20 protein-coding genes are annotated in these 20,504 nt (G+C 61.2%); 11 read left to right on the forward strand and 9 right to left on the reverse strand.

All coding sequences use genetic code 11. The features are described 5' to 3' along the window. Nucleotides 1–2 precede the first annotated feature (2 nt). Genes AC1MDT_RS02170 through AC1MDT_RS02180 form a run of 3 tightly spaced genes read left to right on the forward strand, consistent with a single transcriptional unit; the run spans nt 3 to nt 2,084 of the window. A complete protein-coding gene (locus tag AC1MDT_RS02170) occupies nt 3–461 on the forward strand; it encodes a MaoC family dehydratase (protein WP_480420480.1) in 459 nt (152 codons plus the stop codon). Nucleotides 462–492: 31 nt separating this feature from the next. After that, complete coding sequence (locus AC1MDT_RS02175; RefSeq protein ID WP_480420481.1) at nt 493–1,695, forward strand: acetyl-CoA C-acyltransferase; 1,203 nt, start codon at nt 493–495, stop codon at nt 1,693–1,695. After that, nucleotides 1,695–2,084: a steroid Delta-isomerase gene (locus AC1MDT_RS02180; RefSeq protein ID WP_480420482.1), complete on the forward strand. Its 390-nt coding sequence runs from the start codon at nt 1,695–1,697 to the stop codon at nt 2,082–2,084. Before AC1MDT_RS02175 ends, AC1MDT_RS02180 begins: the two co-directional genes overlap by 1 nt. Nucleotides 2,085–2,385: 301 nt before the next feature. On the opposite strand, the gene AC1MDT_RS02185 is transcribed toward AC1MDT_RS02180, so the two are convergent. Together AC1MDT_RS02185 and AC1MDT_RS02190 are read right to left on the reverse strand one after the other, a co-directional pair. Beyond that, nucleotides 2,386–2,871, reverse strand: a complete 486-nt coding sequence (locus AC1MDT_RS02185) for an SRPBCC family protein (protein WP_480420483.1) — start codon at nt 2,869–2,871, stop codon at nt 2,386–2,388. Nucleotides 2,872–2,888: 17 nt separating this feature from the next. Continuing rightward, nucleotides 2,889–3,662: an SDR family oxidoreductase gene (locus AC1MDT_RS02190; protein WP_480420484.1), complete on the reverse strand. Its 774-nt coding sequence runs from the start codon at nt 3,660–3,662 to the stop codon at nt 2,889–2,891. Between the two features lie 266 nt (nt 3,663–3,928). Between AC1MDT_RS02190 and AC1MDT_RS02195 the strand changes: the two genes are divergently transcribed. From AC1MDT_RS02195 to dmpG, 4 genes are read left to right on the forward strand one after another with little or no spacing between them, the layout of a single operon-like run. Beyond that, entirely contained in the window at nt 3,929–4,756 is an 828-nt protein-coding gene (locus AC1MDT_RS02195; RefSeq protein ID WP_480420485.1) for an alpha/beta fold hydrolase, read from the forward strand. After that, nucleotides 4,753–5,544, forward strand: a complete 792-nt coding sequence (locus AC1MDT_RS02200; RefSeq protein WP_480420486.1) for a fumarylacetoacetate hydrolase family protein — start codon at nt 4,753–4,755, stop codon at nt 5,542–5,544. The genes AC1MDT_RS02195 and AC1MDT_RS02200 overlap by 4 nt, the downstream gene beginning before the upstream one ends. Before the next feature lie 19 nt (nt 5,545–5,563). Continuing rightward, nucleotides 5,564–6,472: an acetaldehyde dehydrogenase (acetylating) gene (locus AC1MDT_RS02205; protein ID WP_480420487.1), complete on the forward strand. Its 909-nt coding sequence runs from the start codon at nt 5,564–5,566 to the stop codon at nt 6,470–6,472. A 13-nt stretch (nt 6,473–6,485) separates the two neighbouring features. Continuing rightward, a complete protein-coding gene (gene dmpG, locus AC1MDT_RS02210) occupies nt 6,486–7,520 on the forward strand; it encodes a 4-hydroxy-2-oxovalerate aldolase (RefSeq protein WP_480420488.1) in 1,035 nt (344 codons plus the stop codon). Nucleotides 7,521–7,574: 54 nt separating this feature from the next. Here dmpG and AC1MDT_RS02215 read toward each other — a convergent pair whose 3' ends face one another. The 4 genes from AC1MDT_RS02215 to AC1MDT_RS02230 all read right to left on the reverse strand — a co-directional run bounded on the left by AC1MDT_RS02215 (nt 7,575) and on the right by AC1MDT_RS02230 (nt 11,542). Beyond that, nucleotides 7,575–7,742, reverse strand: a complete 168-nt coding sequence (locus AC1MDT_RS02215; protein ID WP_480420489.1) for a hypothetical protein — start codon at nt 7,740–7,742, stop codon at nt 7,575–7,577. Nucleotides 7,743–8,596: 854 nt separating this feature from the next. Further along, nucleotides 8,597–9,145 carry an ADP compounds hydrolase NudE gene (gene nudE / locus AC1MDT_RS02220; protein ID WP_480420490.1) on the reverse strand — a complete coding sequence of 183 codons (549 nt, stop codon included), beginning with the start codon at nt 9,143–9,145 and terminating at the stop codon, nt 8,597–8,599. 87 nt (nt 9,146–9,232) lie between these two features. Then, nucleotides 9,233–10,363, reverse strand: coding sequence for a helix-turn-helix transcriptional regulator (locus AC1MDT_RS02225; protein WP_480420491.1), 1,131 nt, complete (start codon nt 10,361–10,363; stop codon nt 9,233–9,235). A gap of 135 nt (nt 10,364–10,498) precedes the next feature. Further along, nucleotides 10,499–11,542, reverse strand: coding sequence for a 3-ketosteroid-9-alpha-monooxygenase, oxygenase component (locus AC1MDT_RS02230; RefSeq protein WP_480420492.1), 1,044 nt, complete (start codon nt 11,540–11,542; stop codon nt 10,499–10,501). Nucleotides 11,543–11,687: 145 nt separating this feature from the next. Here AC1MDT_RS02230 and AC1MDT_RS02235 point away from each other — a divergent pair, with 145 nt between their 5' ends. Next, nucleotides 11,688–12,527 carry an SDR family NAD(P)-dependent oxidoreductase gene (locus AC1MDT_RS02235; protein ID WP_480420493.1) on the forward strand — a complete coding sequence of 280 codons (840 nt, stop codon included), beginning with the start codon at nt 11,688–11,690 and terminating at the stop codon, nt 12,525–12,527. Further along, nucleotides 12,514–13,440 carry an alpha/beta hydrolase gene (locus AC1MDT_RS02240; RefSeq protein ID WP_480420494.1) on the forward strand — a complete coding sequence of 309 codons (927 nt, stop codon included), beginning with the start codon at nt 12,514–12,516 and terminating at the stop codon, nt 13,438–13,440. The genes AC1MDT_RS02235 and AC1MDT_RS02240 overlap by 14 nt, the downstream gene beginning before the upstream one ends. Nucleotides 13,441–13,532: 92 nt before the next feature. On the opposite strand, the gene surE is transcribed toward AC1MDT_RS02240, so the two are convergent. From surE to AC1MDT_RS02255, 3 genes are all read right to left on the reverse strand, one after another. Beyond that, nucleotides 13,533–14,510, reverse strand: a complete 978-nt coding sequence (surE, locus tag AC1MDT_RS02245) for a 5'/3'-nucleotidase SurE (RefSeq protein WP_480420495.1) — start codon at nt 14,508–14,510, stop codon at nt 13,533–13,535. 78 nt (nt 14,511–14,588) lie between these two features. Further along, nucleotides 14,589–15,968, reverse strand: a complete 1,380-nt coding sequence (locus tag AC1MDT_RS02250) for a DUF1329 domain-containing protein (RefSeq protein ID WP_480420496.1) — start codon at nt 15,966–15,968, stop codon at nt 14,589–14,591. 23 nt (nt 15,969–15,991) lie between these two features. Next, the gene (locus AC1MDT_RS02255; RefSeq protein ID WP_480420497.1) at nt 15,992–17,569 is read right to left on the reverse strand and encodes a DUF1302 domain-containing protein; all 1,578 of its coding nucleotides are present in this window, start codon (nt 17,567–17,569) and stop codon (nt 15,992–15,994) included. A gap of 283 nt (nt 17,570–17,852) precedes the next feature. On the opposite strand from AC1MDT_RS02255, the gene AC1MDT_RS02260 reads away from it, so the two are divergent. Then, a complete protein-coding gene (locus AC1MDT_RS02260) occupies nt 17,853–19,595 on the forward strand; it encodes an FAD-binding protein (protein ID WP_480420498.1) in 1,743 nt (580 codons plus the stop codon). After that, nucleotides 19,592–20,470 carry an SDR family NAD(P)-dependent oxidoreductase gene (locus AC1MDT_RS02265; RefSeq protein ID WP_480420499.1) on the forward strand — a complete coding sequence of 293 codons (879 nt, stop codon included), beginning with the start codon at nt 19,592–19,594 and terminating at the stop codon, nt 20,468–20,470. Before AC1MDT_RS02260 ends, AC1MDT_RS02265 begins: the two co-directional genes overlap by 4 nt. The last annotated feature ends 34 nt before the right edge of the window (nt 20,471–20,504 follow it).

Genomic DNA, 20,504 nt, shown 5'->3' on the forward strand with positions numbered 1-20,504 from the left:
GCATGCCACGTATTTTCGACACCCCCTTCGACCTGCACGACGCCGTGGGCCAGGCACTTGGCGTCAGTGACTGGCTGAATCTGGAGCAAGCGCGCATCGACCAGTTTGCCGAGGCGACGGGCGATCATCAGTGGATTCACGTCGACCCCCTCAAAGCCGCCAGCGGGCCGTTTGGCGCCTGTATCGCCCATGGCTATCTGAGCCTGGCGCTGGTCAATCTGTTCTTGCCGCAAATCGTCGAGGTGCGCGGCATTGCCATGGGTGTCAATTACGGCTGCGAGCGGGTGCGTTTTCCCAATGTGGTGCGCGTTGGTTCGCGGGTGCGCGGCAACGCGCAATTGGTGGCGGTCGAGGAGGTCAGGGGCAGCGTTCAGGCAACGATTCGCGTCAGCGTCGAAATCGACGGCGAGGAGCGCCCGGGCTGTGTGGTCGACACCATCAGCCGTTACTTCCCCGCCTAAACCCTTCAACAGCATATTTGAGGAATCCAGCATGAAAGAAGCCGTCATCGTTTCGACCGCCCGCACTCCGATTGGCAAAGCCTTTCGCGGCGCATTCAATGACACCGAAGCCCCGCAGCTCGGCGGCCATGTGGTGCGCGAGGCCGTGCGCCGCGCCGGGATCGACCCGGGCGAAGTGGACGACGTGATCATTGGCGCGGCAGCGCAGCAGGGCACGCAGTCTTATAACCTGGGGCGCCTGTGCGCGATTGCCGGTGGTTTGCCGACCTCCGTCGCCGGGATGGCCGTCGAGCGCCAATGTTCATCAGGCTTGATGAGTATCGCCATGGCGGCCAAAGGCATCATGTGCGACGAAATCGACATCGCCGTGGCCGGAGGCCTGGAGTCGATTTCCCTGGTGCAGAACAAACACAAAAACCTGTATCGCAACCAGTCCGGCGCGGTGATCGAGCTTGATCCGCACGCCTATATCCCGATGATTGAAACCGCCGAGATCGTCTCCGCGCGTTATGGCATTTCCCGCGAAGAACAGGATGAATACAGCTATCAGAGCCAGCTGCGTACGGCACTGGCCCAGAGCGCTGGATTGTTCGACCGTGAACTCGCGCCGCTGACCAGCCGCAAAGTGATTGTCGACAAAACCAGCGGCGAAACCCGCTACGAGTCCGTCACCTTGCTGCGCGACGAGTGCAACCGCATCGACACCACGCGTGAAAGCCTGAATGCACTGGAGCCGGTGTGGCCGGGCGGTCAGTGGAGCGACAAGGGTCGCTTCATCACGGCCGGCAATGCCTCGCAATTGTCCGATGGCGCGTCGGCGTCTGTGCTGATGAGCGCCAAACTCGCTGAAAAGCGTGGACTGGAACCGCTGGGGATTTATCGCGGAATGGCGGTCGCTGGCTGCAACTCCGACGAAATGGGCATCGGGCCGGTGTATGCCATTCCAAAACTGCTCAAGCGTCATGGTCTGACCATGGACCACATTGGCCTCTGGGAGTTGAACGAGGCATTCGCCTGCCAGGTGCTGTACTGCCGCGATACCCTGGGCATTCCGGCTGAGCGACTGAACGTCAACGGCGGGGCGATTTCCATCGGGCACCCGTTTGGCATGTCCGGCGCACGGATGGTCGGTCACGCGTTGGTCGAGGGACAGCGTCGCGGTTTGCGTTACGTGGTGGTGAGCATGTGCATCGGTGGCGGCATGGGTGCCGCTGCACTGTTCGAGGTGGTTTGATGATCAGTGCTCAACAGGTTCAAGCGACCATGGCGCGTTATGTGGAGCTGGTGGACGCCGGCGACATCGACGCGATTGTGGCGCTCTACGCCCAGGATGCGGTGGTCGAAGACCCCGTCGGCCAACCGCCGATTCAAGGCCTTGTCGCCATCGAACGGTTCTACCGTGACGGTCTGGGTATGAGCAAGGTCTCGGCCGCGCTGACCGGCCCGATTCGGGCGACGATTAACGGCTGCGGGGCGATGCCATTCCGGGTCGACATGGAGTGGGCCGGGCAACCGTGTTCGCTGCATGTGATCGATGTGATGGAGTTCGATGCGCACGGCAAGATCCGCTCGATGAAAGCCTATTGGAGCGAGGTCAATCTGACTGCTCAAGGTGGGGCATAGGCTAATGCCAAGCAGCTTGAACACATCCCCGTAGCAGCTGCCAAGCCTGCGAGGCTGCGTTCGGTTCGTGTAGCAGCTGTCGAGCCTGCGAGGCTGCGTTCGGCTCGCGTAGCAGCTGTCGAGCCTGCGAGGCTGCGTTCGGTTCGTGTAGCAGCTGTCGAGCCTGCGAGGCTGCGTTCGGCTGCGCAGCAGTCGTGAGTCCTGCCCCCACGGATTATCTGGAATACCGAATCGCCTGATTTTACGACTGCTGCGCAGCCGAATGCAGCCTCGCAAGCTCGACAGCTGCTACACGAGGCTGCTATAGGGCGCGTTCGGCGAGCAAGTCGCGATTCTGGGTCTGCCCGCTTTCGTAGTAAGCCTTGAGGTTCTCGGCGATCTGTCGCACGACGTTGTTGAACGCCTTGGCCAGCAACCATTCCACCAGCCTGCCACCACGCAGGCTGTAACTCATGCGCGTGGTCATGCGTGCCCCATCTCCCTCGGCTTGCAGGGCGTAACTGAAGCTGGCCTCGCGAAACGGGAAGGGTGCGCCTTCACTGGCCCGGTGCAGGATCAGTACGAAACCTGCACCTTCCTGCCATTGCACCACGCTTTCATCCAGCCATTGGCCGCCCTTGCGGAACACCCGGCGGCTGGCGCCGAGCCCTTCACGTGCGCCAGGATGAAACTGGCAACCGGTCAAGCCCGGCACATAGTGCGGTGCGAGGCTCAGGTCGCGCAATTTGGCCCAGGCGGCTTGCGGGGTGAGATCAAGTAGAACGCTGTGGCTGGCAATCGCGGGCATGTCGCAACTCCTTTTGTTCAATGGGATTGAGCCGCGTCGAGAAAAGCCGGGCGTTCGCCGCCGCCGTGCACGGTGATGTCCGCGCCGCTGACGTAACGAGCCAGCGACGACGCCAGGTACAGGCAGGTATCGCCAATGTCTTCAGGGGTTGCCAGGCGTTGCAACGGGATGGTCGCCGCCACCCGCGCAATACCCGCCTGATCGCCATAATGCAGGGCCGCCTGCTCGGTGAGAATCAGCCCGGCCGTCACGGCGTTGACCCGCACCTTGGGTGCCCATTCCACGGCCAGCGAACCGGTGAGGTTGAGCAACCCGGCCTTGGCCGCACCGTAGGCGGCAGTGCCGGGGGAGGGGCGGGTGGCGCTGACGCTGCAAATATTGATGATCGCGCCACCCCCAGCCTGCGTTTGCATCACCTGATTGGCCTGCTGACACAGATTCAGCGGTGCCAGCAAATTAAGGCGGACGATCGCTTCGCTAAAACGCGGCGAGGCGCTGGCAGCGTCGGCATTCGGTGAGCCGCCGGCGTTGTTGACCAACACATCGAGGCGACCAAAGCGCTCAACGATGGCCTCAACCAATTGCGCGGACTGCTCGACATCGCGTAAATCGCAGGGCAGAAACAACGCCTCGCGCTCAGCGCTGGCGGGCAAGGTGTGCGGCGCTTCGCGACCGCAGATCACCACGTCGGCGCCGCTGTCCAGAAAGCGCTGGCTGATGCCGCGACCGACACCTTTGCCACCGCCGGTGACCAGTACCACTTTGCCGCGAAAGTCCATCGGATCAAGCATCGGGATTCTCGTTCTGTCGGGTGGAAATACTGTTGATGCTAGGACTGCAGCACTTGTCGGCCAACGTCCGATGAGACTAGAGACTGTAGGAGCGAGCTTGCTCGCGATGGACGTCAACGAAAACGTGCCCTGCCTGACTGAGTGCGTTGTCCAGACGTTTTTCGCGAGCAAGCTCGCTCCTACAGACGCGTAGTCCTGTCGGACGATGTTGACGGCCCGGGCCCTCGGAATAATCCGGCGACAACAACAGGCCGGGAGGACACCTTATGGGCGCATCAGCGCAAGGGCACTTCGTTACGCTGCCGGAAGGTTTGCAGCTGCGTTACCAAGACGTCGGCAGTGGCGAGCCGGTGATTTTCATCCATGGCAGCGGGCCGGGTGCCAGTGGTCACAGTAATTTCAAGCAGAATTACCCGGTGTTCGCGGCGGCCGGTTACCGCACCATTGTCCCGGACCTCCCGGGTTATGGCGCTTCGGATAAACCCGACAGCCTCTACACCCTGGATTTCTTTGTCGCAGCGTTGAGCGGTTTGCTCGATGCGCTGGACATCCAGCGTTGCGTGCTGGTCGGCAATTCGCTGGGCGGTGCAATCGCTATCAAACTGGCCCTCGACCAGCCGCAGCGAGTGAGCCGGTTGGTGCTGATGGCGCCCGGCGGCCTGATGGAGAAAGAACAGTATTACTTGCAGATGGAAGGCATCCAGAAAATGGGCGCGGCCTTCGCCAAGGGTGAACTGCATGACGCGGCCGGCATGCGCCGGTTGCTCACATTGCAGCTGTTCGACGAGACCCTGATCAGCGACGAGACCGTCAACGAGCGGGTCGCGGTGGTGCAACAACAACCGGTGTGTGTGCTGTCGACCATGCAAGTGCCGAACATGACGTCGCGTCTCGGCGAATTGCAGTGCCCGATCCTCGGTTTCTGGGGCATGAACGACAAGTTCTGCCCTGTCTCTGGCGCGCACACGATGATGCAGCACTGCCACAAAATCCGCTTTGTACTGCTCAGCGAATGCGGGCATTGGGTCCAGGTCGAGCACCGTGAGCTGTTCAATCGCGAGTGCCTGGCATTCCTTGAGGAGGCCCGCCGATGAGCGTGCAATTGCGCCGGCATTACGGCGAAGAGCTTTATCAGGCGTTGCTGAGCGGCAGCACATTGGCGCCGCTGACCGAGCGCTGGCCGGCGATCAGCATCGAGGATGCCTACCATATTTCGCTCTACAGCATCGAACGCCGAGTAGCCGCCGGGGACGAGATTGTCGGCAAAAAAATCGGCGTGACCTCGGCAGCGGTCCAGCAAATGCTGAACGTGCATCAACCGGATTTCGGCTTCATCACCCGGCAGATGTCATTCGCCAACGATGCGCGGATTTCCCTGTCGGCCAACAAATTGATCCAGCCCCGCGCCGAGGGCGAGATTGCCTTTAAGCTCAAGCACGACCTGATCGGCCCCGGTGTTACCGAAGCCGACGTGCTGGAAGCGACCGAGTACGTGATGCCGTGCTTCGAGATTGTCGATTCGCGGATTCATGACTGGCGCATTCGCATTCAGGACACCGTCGCCGACAACGCCTCTTGTGGCGTGTTCGTGCTGGGCGATGGCCGGGTCGATCCACGGGCGCTGGATTTACCCAACTTGCGCATGCGCGTATTGAAGAACGGTGAGCCCCTCAGCGAGGGGCTGGGCTCGGCGGTGCAAGGCAATCCGTTGACCGCCGTGGCCTGGCTGGCCAACACCCTTGGCGCCTACGGCATTCCGTTCAAGGCCGGGGAGATCATTCTTTCAGGCTCCCTGGTGCCGCTGGAGCCGGCGCGTGCCGGCGACCTTTTTTCCCTGACCATCGATGGCCTGGGCAGTGCCCGGGTGTCCTTTTGCGTCTGACCTGTGGGGTGTTAACCGGATGAGCAAGAAACTCAGAGCGGCCATTATCGGCCCGGGCAATATCGGCACTGATCTGCTGATGAAAATGTACCGATCGGAATGGATCGAGCCGGTGTGGATGGTCGGCGTCGACCCTGCGTCCGAGGGCCTCAAACGCGCCCGGGAAATGGGCGTGAAAACCACCGCGGAAGGCGTCGACGGGCTGCTGCCGCATGTGCTCGACGATGATATTCGCATCGCCTTCGATGCCACCTCGGCTTATGTGCACGCGCAAAACAGCCGCAAGCTCAACGCGCTGGGGGTGATCATGATCGACCTCACGCCAGCGGCCATAGGCCCGTTTTGTGTGCCGCCGGTCAATCTCAAAGAGCACGCGTCGAGCCTCGCGATGAACGTCAACATGGTGACTTGCGGGGGCCAGGCGACCATTCCGATGGTCGCGGCGGTGTCGCGCGTGCAGTCGGTGAGTTACGGCGAAATCGTCGCCACGGTGTCTTCCGGCTCTGTTGGCCCGGGCACGCGGCAAAACATTGATGAATTCACCCGTACCACCGCTGGTGCGGTCGAGAAAATCGGCGGGGCCCGACGCGGCAAGGCCATCATCGTCATTAACCCCGCCGAGCCGCCGCTGATGATGCGCGACACCATCCATTGCCTGACTGACGACGAGCCGAATCAGGATGCCATTCGCACCTCAGTGTTGCAGATGGTCAACGAAGTGCAGCGCTATGTGCCCGGCTACAAGCTGGTCAACGGCCCGGTGTTCGACGGGCGCAAGGTGTCGATTTTCATCGAGGTCGAAGGCCTCGGCGACTTCCTGCCAAAATCCGCGGGCAACCTCGACATCATGACTGCCGCCGGTTTGCGCACAGCCGAGATGTTCGCCGAAGAAGCCCACAAGGGCACCCTGCAACTGCCCGTCCGTTGAGTGGAGAATTGCCATGAATTTGCAAGGTAAGCGCGTCCGTCTGCATGACATGAGCCTGCGTGACGGCATGCACGCCAAACAGCACCAGATCAGCCTGGAGCAGATGATTTCTGTGGCCACCGGTCTCGATGCCGCCGGTGTCCCGCTGATTGAAATCACCCACGGCGACGGCCTGGGCGGTGCATCGCTGAACTACGGTTTTCCCGCCCACAGCGACGAGGAATATTTCGCGGCGGTGATCCCACGCATGCAGCAGGCCAAGGTCTCGGCGCTGTTGTTGCCGGGCATCGGCACCCTCGATCATTTGCGCATGGCCCATGAGCACGGGGTGTCGACCATTCGCGTGGCCACCCACTGTACCGAGGCGGACGTCTCCGGCCAGCACATCGGCATGTCGGCGAAGATGGGCCTGGATACCGTCGGTTTCCTGATGATGGCGCACATGGTCAGCGCGGAAAAACTGCTGGAGCAGGCGCGGCTGATGGAGAGTTACGGCGCCAATTGCATCTATTGCACCGACTCGGCTGGCTACATGCTACCCGATGAGGTCAGCGAGAAGATCGCCGTGTTGCGCGCCGGGCTGAGTGCCGGGACCGAGGTGGGTTTTCATGGTCATCACAACATGGGCATGGCGATTGCCAACTCCCTGGCGGCGATCGAGGCCGGTGCTGCGCGGATCGACGGTTCGGTTGCGGGGCTGGGGGCGGGTGCAGGTAATACGCAGCTTGAGGTGTTTGTTGCGGTGTTGGAGCGGATGGGGGTCAACAGTGGCATCGACTTGTACGGGATCATGGACGTGGCCGAGGACCTGGTGGTGCCGATGATGGATCAGCCGATTCGCCTGGATCGCGATGCGCTCACCCTGGGTTACGCCGGTGTATACAGCTCGTTCCTGTTGTTCGCTAAACGTGCCGAGCAAAAGTACGGCATTGCTGCCCGTGAACTGTTGGTGGAGTTGGGGCGGCGCGGCACGGTCGGAGGTCAGGAAGACATGATCGAAGACTTGGCGCTGACGTTGTCACGTTCGCGCGGTGTCTTGCCGACCTGACGATTGGGCAACCCAAAAAAACCACCGGACTGGCTTGCAGTTCCGGTGGTTTTTTTATGGCAGCAGGTTGTGCACCAACGGGGGGTAGCAGTTGATGGCCGTGCTTGAACAACTGAAGTAGGCGGTGGTGGGGCGGTAGGCTTCGTTTTTGAACAGCTGACACAGGGTGGCACTGCTGCCGGCGCAGACGATGATGAACAGGGCAAGGGTGGCATTTCGCATGGCGAGCCTCGACATAGATTTTATTGTTGTAGAGGCACGGTATTGCGGATGGTGGGACGTGGCTTCGTCCGAATGGACTACACAGGCCCCTTGTGGGAGCGAGCTTGCCCGCGAAGGCGGTGTGTCAGGCGACATCGATGGTGAATGTGCTGGCCTCATCGCGAGCAAGCTCGCTCCCACAAGTTTTGTGGTGCCTCGTCCTTGCGTACGACCTCGACCTCCTGTGGGAGCGAGCTTGCTCGCGAAGGCGGAGTGTCTGGCGACATCGATGGTGAATGTGCTGGCCTCATCGCGAGCAGGCTCGCTCCCACAAGTTTTGTGGTGTGCCTCGTCCTTGCGTACGACCTCGGCCCCTGTGGGAGCGAGCTTGCCCGCGAAGGCGGTGTGTCAGGCGACATCGATGGTGAATGTGCTGGCCTCATTGCGAGCAAGCTCGCTCCCACAAGTTTTGTGGTGTGCCTCGTCCTTGCGTACGACCTCGTCCCCCTGTGGGAGCGAGCTTGCTCGCGATGGCGGTGTGTCTGGCAATATCAATGTTGAATGTTCTGGCCTCATCGCGAGCAGGCTCGCTCCCACAAGTTTTGTGGTGTGCCTCGTCTTTGCGTACGACCTCGACCTCCTGTGGGAGCGAGCTTGCTCGCGAAGGCGGTGTGTCTGGCGACATCGATGGTGAATGTGTTGGCCTCATCGCGAGCAGGCTCGCTCCCACAAGTTTTGTGGTGTGCCTCGTCCTTGCGTACGACCTCGTCCCCCTGTGGGAGCGAGCCTGCTCGCGAAGGCGGAGTGTCTGGCGACATCGATGGTGAATGTGCTGGCCTCATCGCGAGCAGGCTCGCTCCCACAGGTTTTGGGCGTCAACCCCGCCGGGCGATGGCGCCCATGGCCATGAACAGTGCGGCGATGGCCCGGGCTTCATTGAGTTCGCCGCGAGCGACCAGGTCGGGGATTTGCGTGAGTGGTACGCGCAGGCACTCCAGGGGTTCGGGCTCATCGCCGTCCAGTTGGCAGGGGCTCAGATGCTCGGCCAGCACGACCTGGTAGCGATGGCACAGATGACCCGGCGCGAGGGTCAGTTCGCCCAATTCACTGAGGCGGGCGGCGCGCATTCCGACTTCTTCGCAGAGCTCGCGTTGCGCCGCTTGCAGATAGTCTTCATGGGGTTCTGCGCCGCCCTTGGGCAGGCCGAGTACGGTGTTTTCCACGCCGACCGCATATTCACGGACCAGCAAAACATGCAGCGGATCGGGCATCGCCACCAGCATCACCGAACGATAGCCAGTGCCGCGCAGACGTTCGTAGACCCGCTGCTGGCCGTTGCTGAATTGCAGGTGCAGAGCTTCGATCTGAAAATAGCCGCTTTCAGCCAGCAATTCAGTCTTGAGGATGGTTGGACAGTTGCGCATGGTCAGGCCCCTGGTTGGGATAGAGCCACTGTGCGCTGTACCGTGGTGGCCGCCATCGTCCGAGCGGACGAGGGCGGAAAATGCGCGTCAGCCCAGGGTTGCCACGCTGCGCAGGATCAAGCGCACGAGCATGGTCTGGCGGGTCACGCCGGTCTTGGAGAATGTCGATCGCAGATGCGCCCGCGAGGTGTTGCGGCTGATGCCAAGTTCTTCGGAGGCCTCGTCGAGGGTCAACCCGTTGGCCAACAACATCGCCAGTTGGGTTTCCGCCGGGGTGAAGTCGAATAGCGCACGGACGATCTCCTGTGGCGCGGTGGACTGTTGCTCCGGATCGCTGATGAAAATCACCACGGTGGGGCATTGCTTGCCTTCGCTCCAGTCCGACAATGGCACCGAACGCACGATGATTCCCAGGTCCGCACGCCCGGACGGTCGTTGCACCCGAAGGGCTTCGACCACCGACGGATTGCTGCTTTTCTGCGAGAGCAACGATTGCTTCACCAGTCGCCGAAACTCCTGGGTGTCACGTGCCGTACCGACTTGCAGGCCATCATTGACCAGTTTGATGCCGTCCTTTTCCTGTATCAGCCGGTCGGCAACCTGGTTGGTCTGCAGCACTTTGCCGGACTCGTCGAGGATGATCGTGCCGACCGCCATCTGATTTACCGCGCCGGCGTACAGGTTGCGCTCGGCTTCGATGCGATTGAGCTGCATGTGAATCTTGATCGAGCGTTCCAGGTGCGGAATGAAATGCGTCAGCAAGGCTTTTTCTTCGTTGCCGAAGGGTTTGTCGTCACGCCCGCGACTGATGCGGATACGGCATTGCGCGCCATCGCAGGTGTTGATGTCGGCGCCGAGGATGTGGAACACATCCACCGGCTCGAGGAAACTCTTGTAGAACTCCGAGTGTTGCCAATCGTCGTTGGAGACGAACTCGGCGAGGGTCACGACCTGGCGGTTGGGCAGGTCGACAAACGGATCGAGGGTGAAAAAGTGTTTGTTGTAGGACGCTGTCGCCTCGGTCGACGTGCCGGTGGTGTTGACCATCAACCCGTCCACATGGGCGCTGGGCGGACGCAGGATGAAGGTCACGTACTTGCTTTCAAGATGCACATTGAGCTGATTGAGAAAGGTCGCCCACGGAATGGTTTCCAGCGGCCCCTGATAAAGGTTGCCGAGTAAATCACTGAACGTATCGAGGCTGAGGCTCTGCTGCATAGGGAAAACCGTTTTTATTATTAGCGTTGGCCGGTGGCCGAGAATAAGCGCCGCTATCGACTCCTTGCAACGCTCGGGCTCAAGGCCTGACGGGCGGCTGCCGATCAGGCGCAGGGAGCACGAAAGCCGCTGTGTTCAGACCCGTTCGCTGGCACGCACGACAAAACGTTTGTGCTCCAGCACGTCGGCCGAGAGCGCCGCGACATCGGTGTAGAACTGCTCGTACCAACGGCGCAACTGATAGACCGGGCCATCGCCGTCACACAGCAGCGGGTTGTCGACGCGGGTCTTGCTGTGCCAGATGGTCACATCTTCGTAGAAGGCTTCCTGGGCCTGTTGCACATAGGCCTTGGCCATCGCCTGATTCTGTTCTTCGCTGAGTCCTGGAATCTTTTTCACCAGCACGCCGTAGCGCAAGGTGAAGCTGTCGAGGTCGATCGGCACATGGCAGTTGAGCAGGATCGAATGAATCGGCTGGCCGTTCATGGCGCCAGTCATTTCAGTGATCTGATAGGCCGGGCCGAAGTAGGTGGCCACGGTGCTCAACAGGCTGTCACCGGACAGGCGCTCACTGCGTGCGCTCATGATCTGGGTGGCCAGGTGGCCTTCAAAGACGTTGCTGAACGCTTCCACTGGTGCGCCATGAACGGTGCCGAAGTGCGCCATGTCGGCGATGTTGTCGATCAGTTCGCGGCAGTTAGTACCAATTTGCAGTTCGGCGACTTCCCATGCGGCCCACTCATCACTGAAGCAGGCGTCGATGCGCGGGATGCGCTGCTCGGGCAGCGGCGGGTTGCCTTCCGGGTCATTCCACACGAACAGCAGCTGGTTCTCTTCCATCAATGGCCAGCTCTTGAGCCGGGCCCGTGGCGGAATGCGCTTGGCATAAGGAATGTCATCGCAGACGCCGTCGGCACCCCAGCGCCAGGCATGGAACGGGCAGCGAATCGAATTGCCCTCAACGCAACCGGCACTGAGGTCGGCGCCCATGTGCGGGCAATAGCCATCAAGAATATGCAGGTCGCCGTCCTCGCCTTGAAAGGCCACCAATCGGGTGCCGAACACCTCCAGGCGATGCGCCTTGCCGTCACGGTATTGGGCGGCCAGGCCCAGACAATGCCAGCCACGGGCGTAGCGGTCTTCCAGCAGTTTGGCTTCGATGCGGTGCAGGGTACTCATCTTATTATTCTCCCAAGGTTCACGGGTTTGGCGCACGTAACGGATTCTGCCGTCCCTGTAAAAGCGGGCATCGTCTGAATGGACGATGGCCGCTGAAGACAGGCCCGCTCTACTGGCGCCATTGGACCCATGGCAGGAGTTGGAGATGAGCAAAGAACAAGGGCTGGTTGCGGTGATTACCGGGGCCGCCAGTGGTATTGGCCGAGGCCTGGCCGAACACGCGGCGAAGCGCGGCATGCGCCTGGTGCTGGCCGATCTGGATGTGCCGGGCTTGCAAGCGTTGTGCGATGAATTGCAGGCAAACGGTGCACAAGCGATGGCTTGCGTCACGGATGTAGGCGACCCGGCGCAGGTCGAACGCTTGCGCGACAGCGCCGTCGCGCACTTCGGCGGGGTGGATCTGCTGTTCAATAACGCCGGGGTGATGCAAACCGGCTACAGCTGGGAAGTCACTCAGGCGCAATGGCAACGGATGCTTAACGTTAACCTTAACGGGGTGATCAACGGCATTCGCAGTTTCGTCCCGCTGTTCCTGAGCCAGGGGCGAGCGGCGCATGTGATTAACACCGCGTCCCTTGCGGGACTAGTCAGCAGCCCGTTGATGGCGCCGTATAACGTCACTAAACAGGCCGTGGTTGCCCTCTCGGAAACCCTGCATTACGAACTGGCCATGCTCGGCGCGCCGGTGTCGGTCTCGGTGTTGTGCCCAGGCCCGGTGGCCAGTGAAATCATGGCCTCGAACCAAGTGGTGGATGCGGCCGGTTCTTCGTTCAGTCAGCGGCTCGACAGCACGATTCGCCAAGGCATGACGCCAGATGAACTGGCGGATCGGGTGTTCGCCGCTATCGCTGAGAAACGCTTCTGGATCTTCCCCCACAAAGGTTTTAAACCCGCCCTGGAACGGCGAGTGAAAAGCATCCTGGAAGAAACCAATCCACAGTTTCAGATGACCGATGTAGAGGAAGATTCCCATGCCGCTCGATAGTCAGATCGCCGGGGTGCTCCGGCAGTTTCGCGACCTGCCGGTACCCGACTTCAGCCAGCTCGATGCCAAACAATATCGGCAGTTTTCCGACAATTTGCTGCCCGCCATCCCCGGCGACCCGATGATCGAAGTGCGTCACCTGCGGGTTGCCGGAGCAGCGGGCGAACTGGATGCGCGGCTGTATCGGCCACTGGAGCAGGACCACCTTCCTCTGCTGGTGTTCTTCCACGGTGGCGGTTTTGTCATGGGCAACCTCGACACCCACGACAACCTCTGCCGCTCGCTTGCCCGCCTGACGGAGGCAGTGGTGGTGTCGGTCGCGTACCGTCTGGCACCGGAAAACAAATTTCCGGCGGCACCACTCGATTGTTATGCCGCCACGTGCTGGCTGGTCGAGCACGCGGCTGAACTGGGTGTCGATGGCAGTCGATTGGGCTTGGCCGGCGACAGTGCCGGGGGCAACCTGGCGCTCGCCGTCAGTCGCCTGGCGGCGCAACGCCAGGGACCGAAAATCAGCTATCAGTGTCTGTTTTACCCGGTCATTGAAGCGCAATGCGACAGTCAGTCCTATCAGGATTTTGCCGAAGGCTATTTCCTCACCAGCGCAATGATGGGCTGGTTTTGGCAGCAATACCTGCAGGATGCGGGGCAGGGCGACGATCCACTCGCCTCGCCCTTGCGCGCGGACACGCTGGTAGGGATGCCACCAACCACCCTGATCAGTGCGGAGTTTGATCCGCTGCGAGACGAGGGCGAGGCATTTGCCCAGTGTCTGCGAGAAGCCGGGGTGTCGGTGCGGGTGCAGCGTTGCGTGGGCATGATTCACGGGTTTATCAGCATGGCGCCGTTTGTCGAGCACGCTGCACATGCGTTGTCCGACGCCGCGGCAGACCTGCGCAGGGCGCTAGTGTAGGAGCGAGCTCGCTCGCGAAGGTGTGTCAGTCGACACAACGGTGCCTGACCCACTTTCGCGAGCAAGCTCGCTCCTACAGGTTTTGCGCGTGCCTAAGGCTTCACCCCCCGCAATATTTCCCTGGCCCGGTCCTGCACCGCATCCGGTGCACTCATGTTGCCGTCGATCACCGTGATCACCGCATGCCCCTGCCACAACTGATACGCATCGGCTTGTTGCTGTGAGGCTGTCGGCGCAGGCGGCGCGATCAGGTTGACGTGAACCACACCGTCGGCACCGCGCTGAGAAGTGAAGTTCACGCGATCCCAATTACCGATCGGGGCAAAGCTCACGCCTTTGACGTCACTGGCGGCCAGCGCCGGATAGTTGAGGTTCAGGCCGCTGACGCCGGGCAGACCGAGCACGTTCAGTTCGCAGTGTTGCTTGTTTTTTTCACAGGTTTGTCTGGCTTGAGTTCCCGCCAGACTCGCCTGCGCAATGACCTGCACCGCAAACCGGGCGGTGTCGTCCATGGCACCCAGGGTTTTGCGGTAGCCGGCCTGTTGATCGCGAATGATCAGGTCCATGTCGATGGCCGTCGACACCGCCACCGCCGGAACGCCCTTGAACATCGCGCGGACCGCTGCATTCAAGGTGCCGGACATTTGCGTCAGCGGGCCGACGTTTTCACCAAAGTTACTGCCCGACACCACCAGGTCTGGCGGAGTGTCCTTGAGCAGCACGTCCAGGCCCACATTGACCGCGTCCACCGGGGTGCCGATGGCGGAGGTCTTGCCCGCGGGCGGGGTGTAGCCATCGGGTGGTCCGACGCAAAACTTGCCGGGCGCCAATTCGGTGACCGCCAGGGCCTGGCCAGGCACGACCACACTGGCTGCGCTGATGCCGCTGCTGTCGTTCAACGGGCCGACCAGGGTCACCTGATGCCCGGCGGCAGTCAGCGCCCGGTACATCGCATCGATACCGGGTGCCCGGCAACCATCATCGTTGGTCAGCAGAATATTCAAGGCATTGGCCTGCATCGACAGGCTGATGCTGGCCATGACGATGACGCCAGTGAGCAGTTTATTCATGGGGAGTTTTCCGCGAAATGAGCAAATTTGGAAAAGCACAACGCCCCGACCGAGCAAATCGGTCAGGGCGTCGAGGGTTTAGCGGGTGCCGAGTTTGCGCAGGTTGCCGGGGGTGAATTCGTCTTCAGTGAAGGAGGTGGCGTTGAGCTTGGCGGGCTTTTGATCGACCAACATCCGGTCAACCAGATAAGAGCCGGCGATCAGGTCATGGTAGATCCCGAGGCGAGCGTGGTAGCGCTGCATCTCGTAGGCGTAGATCGAGGTTTGCATGTTGGTGCGCCAGAGCGCGCCGTGGCTGTCGTAGTTGTCGGCCAGCGTGGCGGCCCAGGTATCCTCGTCCAGGTACAACACGCGCTTGGCGTAAACATGTCGCGCACCTTCCTTGAGGGTGGCCTGCAAGACCCAGACGCGGTGCTTCTCGTATCGCATGAACTGCGGATCGACGTGGCCGGTGGTGGCCAGAATCTGATCAGAGCTCACGCTTGGATCGTCGATCTTGTAGTTGTGGTACGGGATGTAGATTTCTTTCTTGCCGACAATGGTCCAGTTGTAACGATCCGGCGCACCGTTGAACAACCGGTCTTCGTCGTACACCCGAAAGCCACCGGCGCCGGTGGGCGAGTCATAACCTACAGTCGGCGCGCGACGCACCCGACGTTGCCCAGGGCTGTACTGCCAGGCCTGACGAGGTGAGGCGGTCGGATTGATGAACTCGTGCCCGACGACGATCTCGCCTTTCTTGCGCACGGGCTCCAACGTGGTGATCAGGAAATCGGTGAGAATGCCGTTGGCGTTTTCCAGGGTTTTGTCCGGGCTGGACCAGATCGAGAAAATCTTATAGTTGACCTCTTCCAGTACCCGCTCTTTATTGGAATAGACCACGGCCTGCTGATAATTGGCCTCTTCGGTATTGGCACGCCCGGCGAGGGTGTGGTTGAACATCAATTCGCTGCCGTTCTTCGGAATCGGAAAGGGTGATGCGCCCCAGGCGTTTTGTGTGTCGTTGTTGTCGTTGGCCAGTTCGGCGCTGACGGCGTTTTTCTTGATGTCTTCTTCCAGGCGCTGATCGAAACGGAAGTCGCGATGGCTCGGGTACACCGGAATATTGAACGTCTCGGGATAGCGCTTGAGCAACGCTTTCTGGCCGTCGGTGAGGTTATCGGCGTATTTGTCCATGTTCTTCGCGTTGATCACGAACAACGGTTTTTCCGCCGCGTACGGGTCCGGGTACGGCGTACCGGGACCGGCGTACTTGAGTTGCGGTGGCAGGCCACGCCATTTGCCGGTCCAGGCCGGAATACTGCCGTCGGCATTTCCGGCTTTCTCGGCGCCCATCGGGGTCAGGTCCTGGCCCAGGCGTGCGGCCTCTTCGTTGCTGACTTTGGCCTGGACCAGGCCGCTGCTTAGCAGGCTGACGGCCAGCGCCGTGCCTAACAAGGTGTGGGTGAATCTAGACATGCTGTGCTCCTCCATCAGGGGATTCAGAACCGGTACTTGAAGTTGAGCGCGACGTTGTCGCGGTCGGCCAACGGGCTGTTGTTGGCGTTGCCCAGGTAGGCGTTGTAACGGGCTTCGACGGTGAAGTTGCCGAGGTAGCGCCACGAGCTGCCGATACTCGCGCGGTTGTCGTTTTGGCCTGCGTTGATCGAGCCCACCAGCGAGCTGTCACCGTGGGCGGCGACGCTCAAGGTGACCGGCACCGACATATCCCAACCGCTGAACACGTCGTTGTAGTCAAAGTTCGCCTGAACCGTGTAGCCCCACGCTTCACGGTCGTAGAGCAGCCTTTCGGTACCCGGCAACGAGAAGCCGGGGGCCAGGTTCACCGGCTGCGACTTGTCGTTGCTGATCACCGTGTTGTAAACCAGCTCGCCGGTCAGGGTGGTGTTGTCTGCCCATGAGGTCGGGCCAACCACGTAGATCATCGAGGTCTGGGCCTGCATGGTTTTGCTGCGCACCGGGCTTGAGAAACCGTTGTCGACCAACACCGGTGAACCGTCGCGGTAGCTGACTTCACCGGCCCAGCTGACGCTGCCCAGTACCGTGGAGAAACTCGCGCCGTACAAGTCGATGTTGTCGAAGTAGCGCACCAGGTAGTGCCCCGGGTACGTCTGGAAATCCAGCGACGGCGTCTTGTCGTGATAACGCGAGTAGTACACACCGAACTCGGTGTTGTTCAGCGACTCGGCGGCGTAGGTGAAGGCCACGCCGTACTGGCCGCTGTCGCTCGGTTTGTCGTCCTTCAGACGGGTGACAAAACCGGAAGCGTCGTTGAAGCCACCCTCGTCGATGAAGTCGGTGGTGGAGAAGTAGCTACCGACGCCGAACAGCTCGGTTTTTTCCCACTTGTATTGGTAGTAGGCCTGAATACCCAGGCTGTCGGTCAGGCTGAACTGGGTGAACAGTTGGCCGACCGGCAGCAGGATTTCCTTGACCTCGACGCCCGGAGTAGTCGCCTTGGTCGCATCCACCGGGCTCTGCGCCGCGGAAATGCCAGGGTAGAACAGGCTTTCACCCCAGCTCACCACCTGATTGCCGAGTCGCGCGTTGAGGGCGTGGCCGCTCAGGTCCCAAGTGCCATAGGCGTAGTAATCGAGCATGCGCAGTTCATTGCGGTGCTGATCGATGGTCTCTTGGGAAAACCGGTCGGCGCGGTTGCAATTTCCACCGACGAAGCAGTTCGAGGTGCCGGTGTTGTTGTCGTTACCCTGATCGTAAACGTTGTCGTAGAAGCCCGTCCCACGCAGGAATACCCCGTAGTCCTCACGCCATTTAATGTTGGCTTCGGTGAGGAAACCGCTGCGGTTATTGATCAGGCTGCCTTTGTCGAACGCATTGTCACCATCGTTAGCGTTGGCGTTGGCCGTCAGCTTTTGATCGCGAGACTCGGTCCGCCAGGCCAGGCTGTACGTCAGCGTGGTATCCCAGTCGACGCTCAAGTCCTCGTTCGGCTGGAAGCTCATCGCGCTGGCGTGACTGCACAGCCCACCTGCCAGCAAGAGCATGGCCAGCTGTACGCGAGGGTGTAGCGTTGGTGGGGCGATTATTGTTTTTATCATGTCGTCCTCATGCCCAGGTCAGACCTGCCTGACCTGCATTTCAGGGGGGATTGGTGCTGTGGGCGACTATGGAGTCAGCTATCGGGAGCAACATCGTCCAAGCGGACTAAGCGATTTGCAGGGGGGGGGCGCGGCGGGGGCCCGGTGTGGATGGCCTGCGCCTTAGTCCCATCGGACGATGACCGCTCAAGGCCCCCGGCGAACAATCCCGAGACTGACTGCACCGGGCGAAGATCTGGCGGCGGCGGTTTCTGCCTGATGGGCGCTGAGCAAGGGTGATCGCATGAAAGATGCCGGGATCAAATGGGACGAGTGCTGCGATGTGCTGGTAATTGGCTCCGGAGCAGGGGGCATGACCGCTGCGTTGCGCGCCCACGATCTGGGACTCAATGCCCTGTTGATCGAGAAGAGCGCCGAATACGGCGGCACCTCGGCGGTGTCCGGCGGCGGCATCTGGATACCCGACAACCACCGAATCAAAGCCATGGGCGGCAGCGATTCGCCGGCAGAAGCGATTGCTTACCTGCGCGCAGTCACCCACGGCGAGATCGATGACGGGCGCATCGAGGCCTACGTCGAACACGGCCGCGAGATGGTCGAATACCTCGAACGACAGACCCGCGTGCGCTTCGAGGCACAACCTGCGTATGCCGATTACTACCCGGAAATCGAGGGTGGAAAGCCCGGCTATCGCTCCATGGACCCGCAACCGTTTGACGCCGCCGAGCTCGGTGAAGAGTTCCTGCGGATGCGCGCGCCATCCCCCGGAACCCTGATGATGGGGCGCATGGCGATGACCATGAAAGAGGCGCAGGTTCTGCTGTGCCGAGGGCCGGGCTGGTTGCGGCTGACCCTGCGGGTGATGTGGCGTTACTGGCGTGATCGCGAGGGGCGGCGGTTATCGCGTCGCGACCGTTTCCTGACCCTGGGCAATGCCCTGATCGGCGCACTGCGGTGTTCGTTGCTGGATCGTGCAAAGCCGGTGTGGCTGAACTGCGGGCTGGAGGAATTGCTGATCGTCGGCGACCGGGTCGGCGGTGCTCGGGTCTGTCGTGCTGGTCAGCAACTCAACGTCAAGGCTCGGTACGGAGTCATTATTGCGGCCGGTGGTTTCGAGCGTAATCAGGCGATGCGCAGCCAATACCTGCCGCAGCCGACCCAGGCGAGCTGGAGTGCCACGCCGCCGCACAATACTGGAGACGGTATTCGAGCGGGCCAGGCGATAGGCGCGCGCACCGCGCTGATGGACCACTGTTGGTGGGCACCAACGACGCATGTTCAGGGCGAGGAAAAACAGCGCGCGCTGTTCGTTGAGAGGACCTTGCCCGGGTGCGTGCTGGTCAACGCTGCCGGCGAGCGTTTCGTCAATGAAGCCGCACCCTATACCGACATCGTTTACGCGATGTACGCCAACAATCGCGAAGGCGTGGCCAGCGTGCCGTGCTGGATGGTGTTCGACGCCCGATTCCGCCACAAATACCCCTGTGGCGCGTTGTTGCCAGGTTACGCCCAGCGTGATTGGCAGTTGCCCAAGCACCTGCGCGAGTATGCTCACAAGGCGGCGAGCTTGCAGGAACTGGCAGAAAAGATCGGCGTCGATGGCACCGGCCTGATGCGCACTATAGAGCGCTTCAACGGCATGGCGGTGCAGGGGCGCGACGAAGATTTTCACAAGGGGGAGTCGCTATTCGATCGCTATTATGGCGACCCGAATGTGCAGCCCAATCCGTGCCTGGCGCCGTTACTCAAAGGTCCGTTCTACGCCGTGCGCATCGACGCTGGGGACATCGGCACCAAAGGCGGGCTGCTGACGGATGTTCACGCTCGCGTGCTGCATGAAGACGGGCAACCGATCAACGGACTGTATGCCATTGGTAATAGCGCCGCCTCGATGATGGGCCGCACGTATCCGGGGGCCGGCTCAACGATCGGCCCGGCCATGACCTTCGGTTACCTGGCGGCCAATCACATCAAGCGTCAGAGCCAGACCAACCCGGTCAAAAGTGTGTTCAGGAGCGTCGAATGAACAGCCTGCGTCAGCAAGTCGCCGTGGTGACCGGCGCCAGTCGAGGAGTTGGCCAGGGTATTGCTCTGGCCTTGGGGGCCGCGGGCATGACGGTATTCGTCACCGGCCGCGCACCGGAACACGGCGGGTCGAATGTGTACGGTCATGCGTTGCGGGGTTCACTGGAGGACAGCGCTGCGGCGATTACGGCGGCCGGTGGGCGCGGTATCGCGGTGATCTGTGATCATGCCGATGATGCGCAGGTCCAGGCGCTGTTCACCCGGGTTGAAAACGAATGTGGGCACCTGGATTTGCTGGTGAACAATGCCGCGTTCATCCATGACCAATTGATCGAACCGGGACCGTTCTGGGAGAAGCCGCTGGACCTGGTGCGCATCCTCGACGTCGGGCTGCGCTCGGCGTATATCGCCAGTTACTTCGCCGCGCCGTTGTTGCTGCGTAGCGGTCGGGGGCTGATTTGTTTCACCTCGTCGTTCGGCGCCGGGTGTTATATGCACGGGCCCGCGTACGGTGCGCAGAAGGCCGGTGTCGACAAGTTGGCGGCCGACATGGCGATCGATTTCGAGGGGCAAGGCGTGGCGGCGTTATCGCTCTGGCTTGGCCCGCAATTGACCGAGCGCACACGGATTGCCGGCGAGCAGCATGGCGAGCAATACAAGGCCTTTCTGGCAGATGCAGAAACGCCGCAATTCAATGGTCGGGTGATTCATGCCTTGCTCAATGACCCGCGGTTGACAAGCTTCTCCGGGAAGACCTTGATCACCGCCGAAATAGCCCGTGGTTATGGCATCAGTGAAGCTCAGGGCCGCCAGCCACCCTCACATCGGGCCATGCTCGGCGACCCACGCCAGCAGCATCCGGCGCGGGTGATCTGACAGTTCAGCGTACGACGTATTCCTGTAGCAGCTG

This window comes from Pseudomonas sp. ASL7 (assembly GCF_056680375.1).

Bases quoted from the DNA above. Each gene is read 5' to 3' on its own strand.
- AC1MDT_RS02195 (WP_480420485.1), top strand. From the start codon at position 3,929: ATGGGCGCATCAGCGCAAGGGCACTTCGTTACGCTGCCGGAAGGTTTG.
- AC1MDT_RS02255 (WP_480420497.1), bottom strand. From the start codon at position 17,569: ATGATAAAAACAATAATCGCCCCACCAACGCTACACCCTCGCGTACAG.
- AC1MDT_RS02180 (WP_480420482.1), top strand. From the start codon at position 1,695: ATGATCAGTGCTCAACAGGTTCAAGCGACCATGGCGCGTTATGTGGAG.
- AC1MDT_RS02225 (WP_480420491.1), bottom strand. From the start codon at position 10,363: ATGCAGCAGAGCCTCAGCCTCGATACGTTCAGTGATTTACTCGGCAAC.
- AC1MDT_RS02175 (WP_480420481.1), top strand. From the start codon at position 493: ATGAAAGAAGCCGTCATCGTTTCGACCGCCCGCACTCCGATTGGCAAA.
- AC1MDT_RS02170 (WP_480420480.1), top strand. From the start codon at position 3: ATGCCACGTATTTTCGACACCCCCTTCGACCTGCACGACGCCGTGGGC.
- AC1MDT_RS02260 (WP_480420498.1), top strand. From the start codon at position 17,853: ATGAAAGATGCCGGGATCAAATGGGACGAGTGCTGCGATGTGCTGGTA.
- AC1MDT_RS02190 (WP_480420484.1), bottom strand. From the start codon at position 3,662: ATGCTTGATCCGATGGACTTTCGCGGCAAAGTGGTACTGGTCACCGGC.
- AC1MDT_RS02205 (WP_480420487.1), top strand. From the start codon at position 5,564: ATGAGCAAGAAACTCAGAGCGGCCATTATCGGCCCGGGCAATATCGGC.
- AC1MDT_RS02250 (WP_480420496.1), bottom strand. From the start codon at position 15,968: ATGTCTAGATTCACCCACACCTTGTTAGGCACGGCGCTGGCCGTCAGC.
- AC1MDT_RS02215 (WP_480420489.1), bottom strand. From the start codon at position 7,742: ATGCGAAATGCCACCCTTGCCCTGTTCATCATCGTCTGCGCCGGCAGC.
- AC1MDT_RS02230 (WP_480420492.1), bottom strand. From the start codon at position 11,542: ATGAGTACCCTGCACCGCATCGAAGCCAAACTGCTGGAAGACCGCTAC.
- AC1MDT_RS02185 (WP_480420483.1), bottom strand. From the start codon at position 2,871: ATGCCCGCGATTGCCAGCCACAGCGTTCTACTTGATCTCACCCCGCAA.
- dmpG (WP_480420488.1), top strand. From the start codon at position 6,486: ATGAATTTGCAAGGTAAGCGCGTCCGTCTGCATGACATGAGCCTGCGT.
- surE (WP_480420495.1), bottom strand. From the start codon at position 14,510: ATGAATAAACTGCTCACTGGCGTCATCGTCATGGCCAGCATCAGCCTG.
- nudE (WP_480420490.1), bottom strand. From the start codon at position 9,145: ATGCGCAACTGTCCAACCATCCTCAAGACTGAATTGCTGGCTGAAAGC.
- AC1MDT_RS02265 (WP_480420499.1), top strand. From the start codon at position 19,592: ATGAACAGCCTGCGTCAGCAAGTCGCCGTGGTGACCGGCGCCAGTCGA.
- AC1MDT_RS02235 (WP_480420493.1), top strand. From the start codon at position 11,688: ATGAGCAAAGAACAAGGGCTGGTTGCGGTGATTACCGGGGCCGCCAGT.
- AC1MDT_RS02240 (WP_480420494.1), top strand. From the start codon at position 12,514: ATGCCGCTCGATAGTCAGATCGCCGGGGTGCTCCGGCAGTTTCGCGAC.
- AC1MDT_RS02200 (WP_480420486.1), top strand. From the start codon at position 4,753: ATGAGCGTGCAATTGCGCCGGCATTACGGCGAAGAGCTTTATCAGGCG.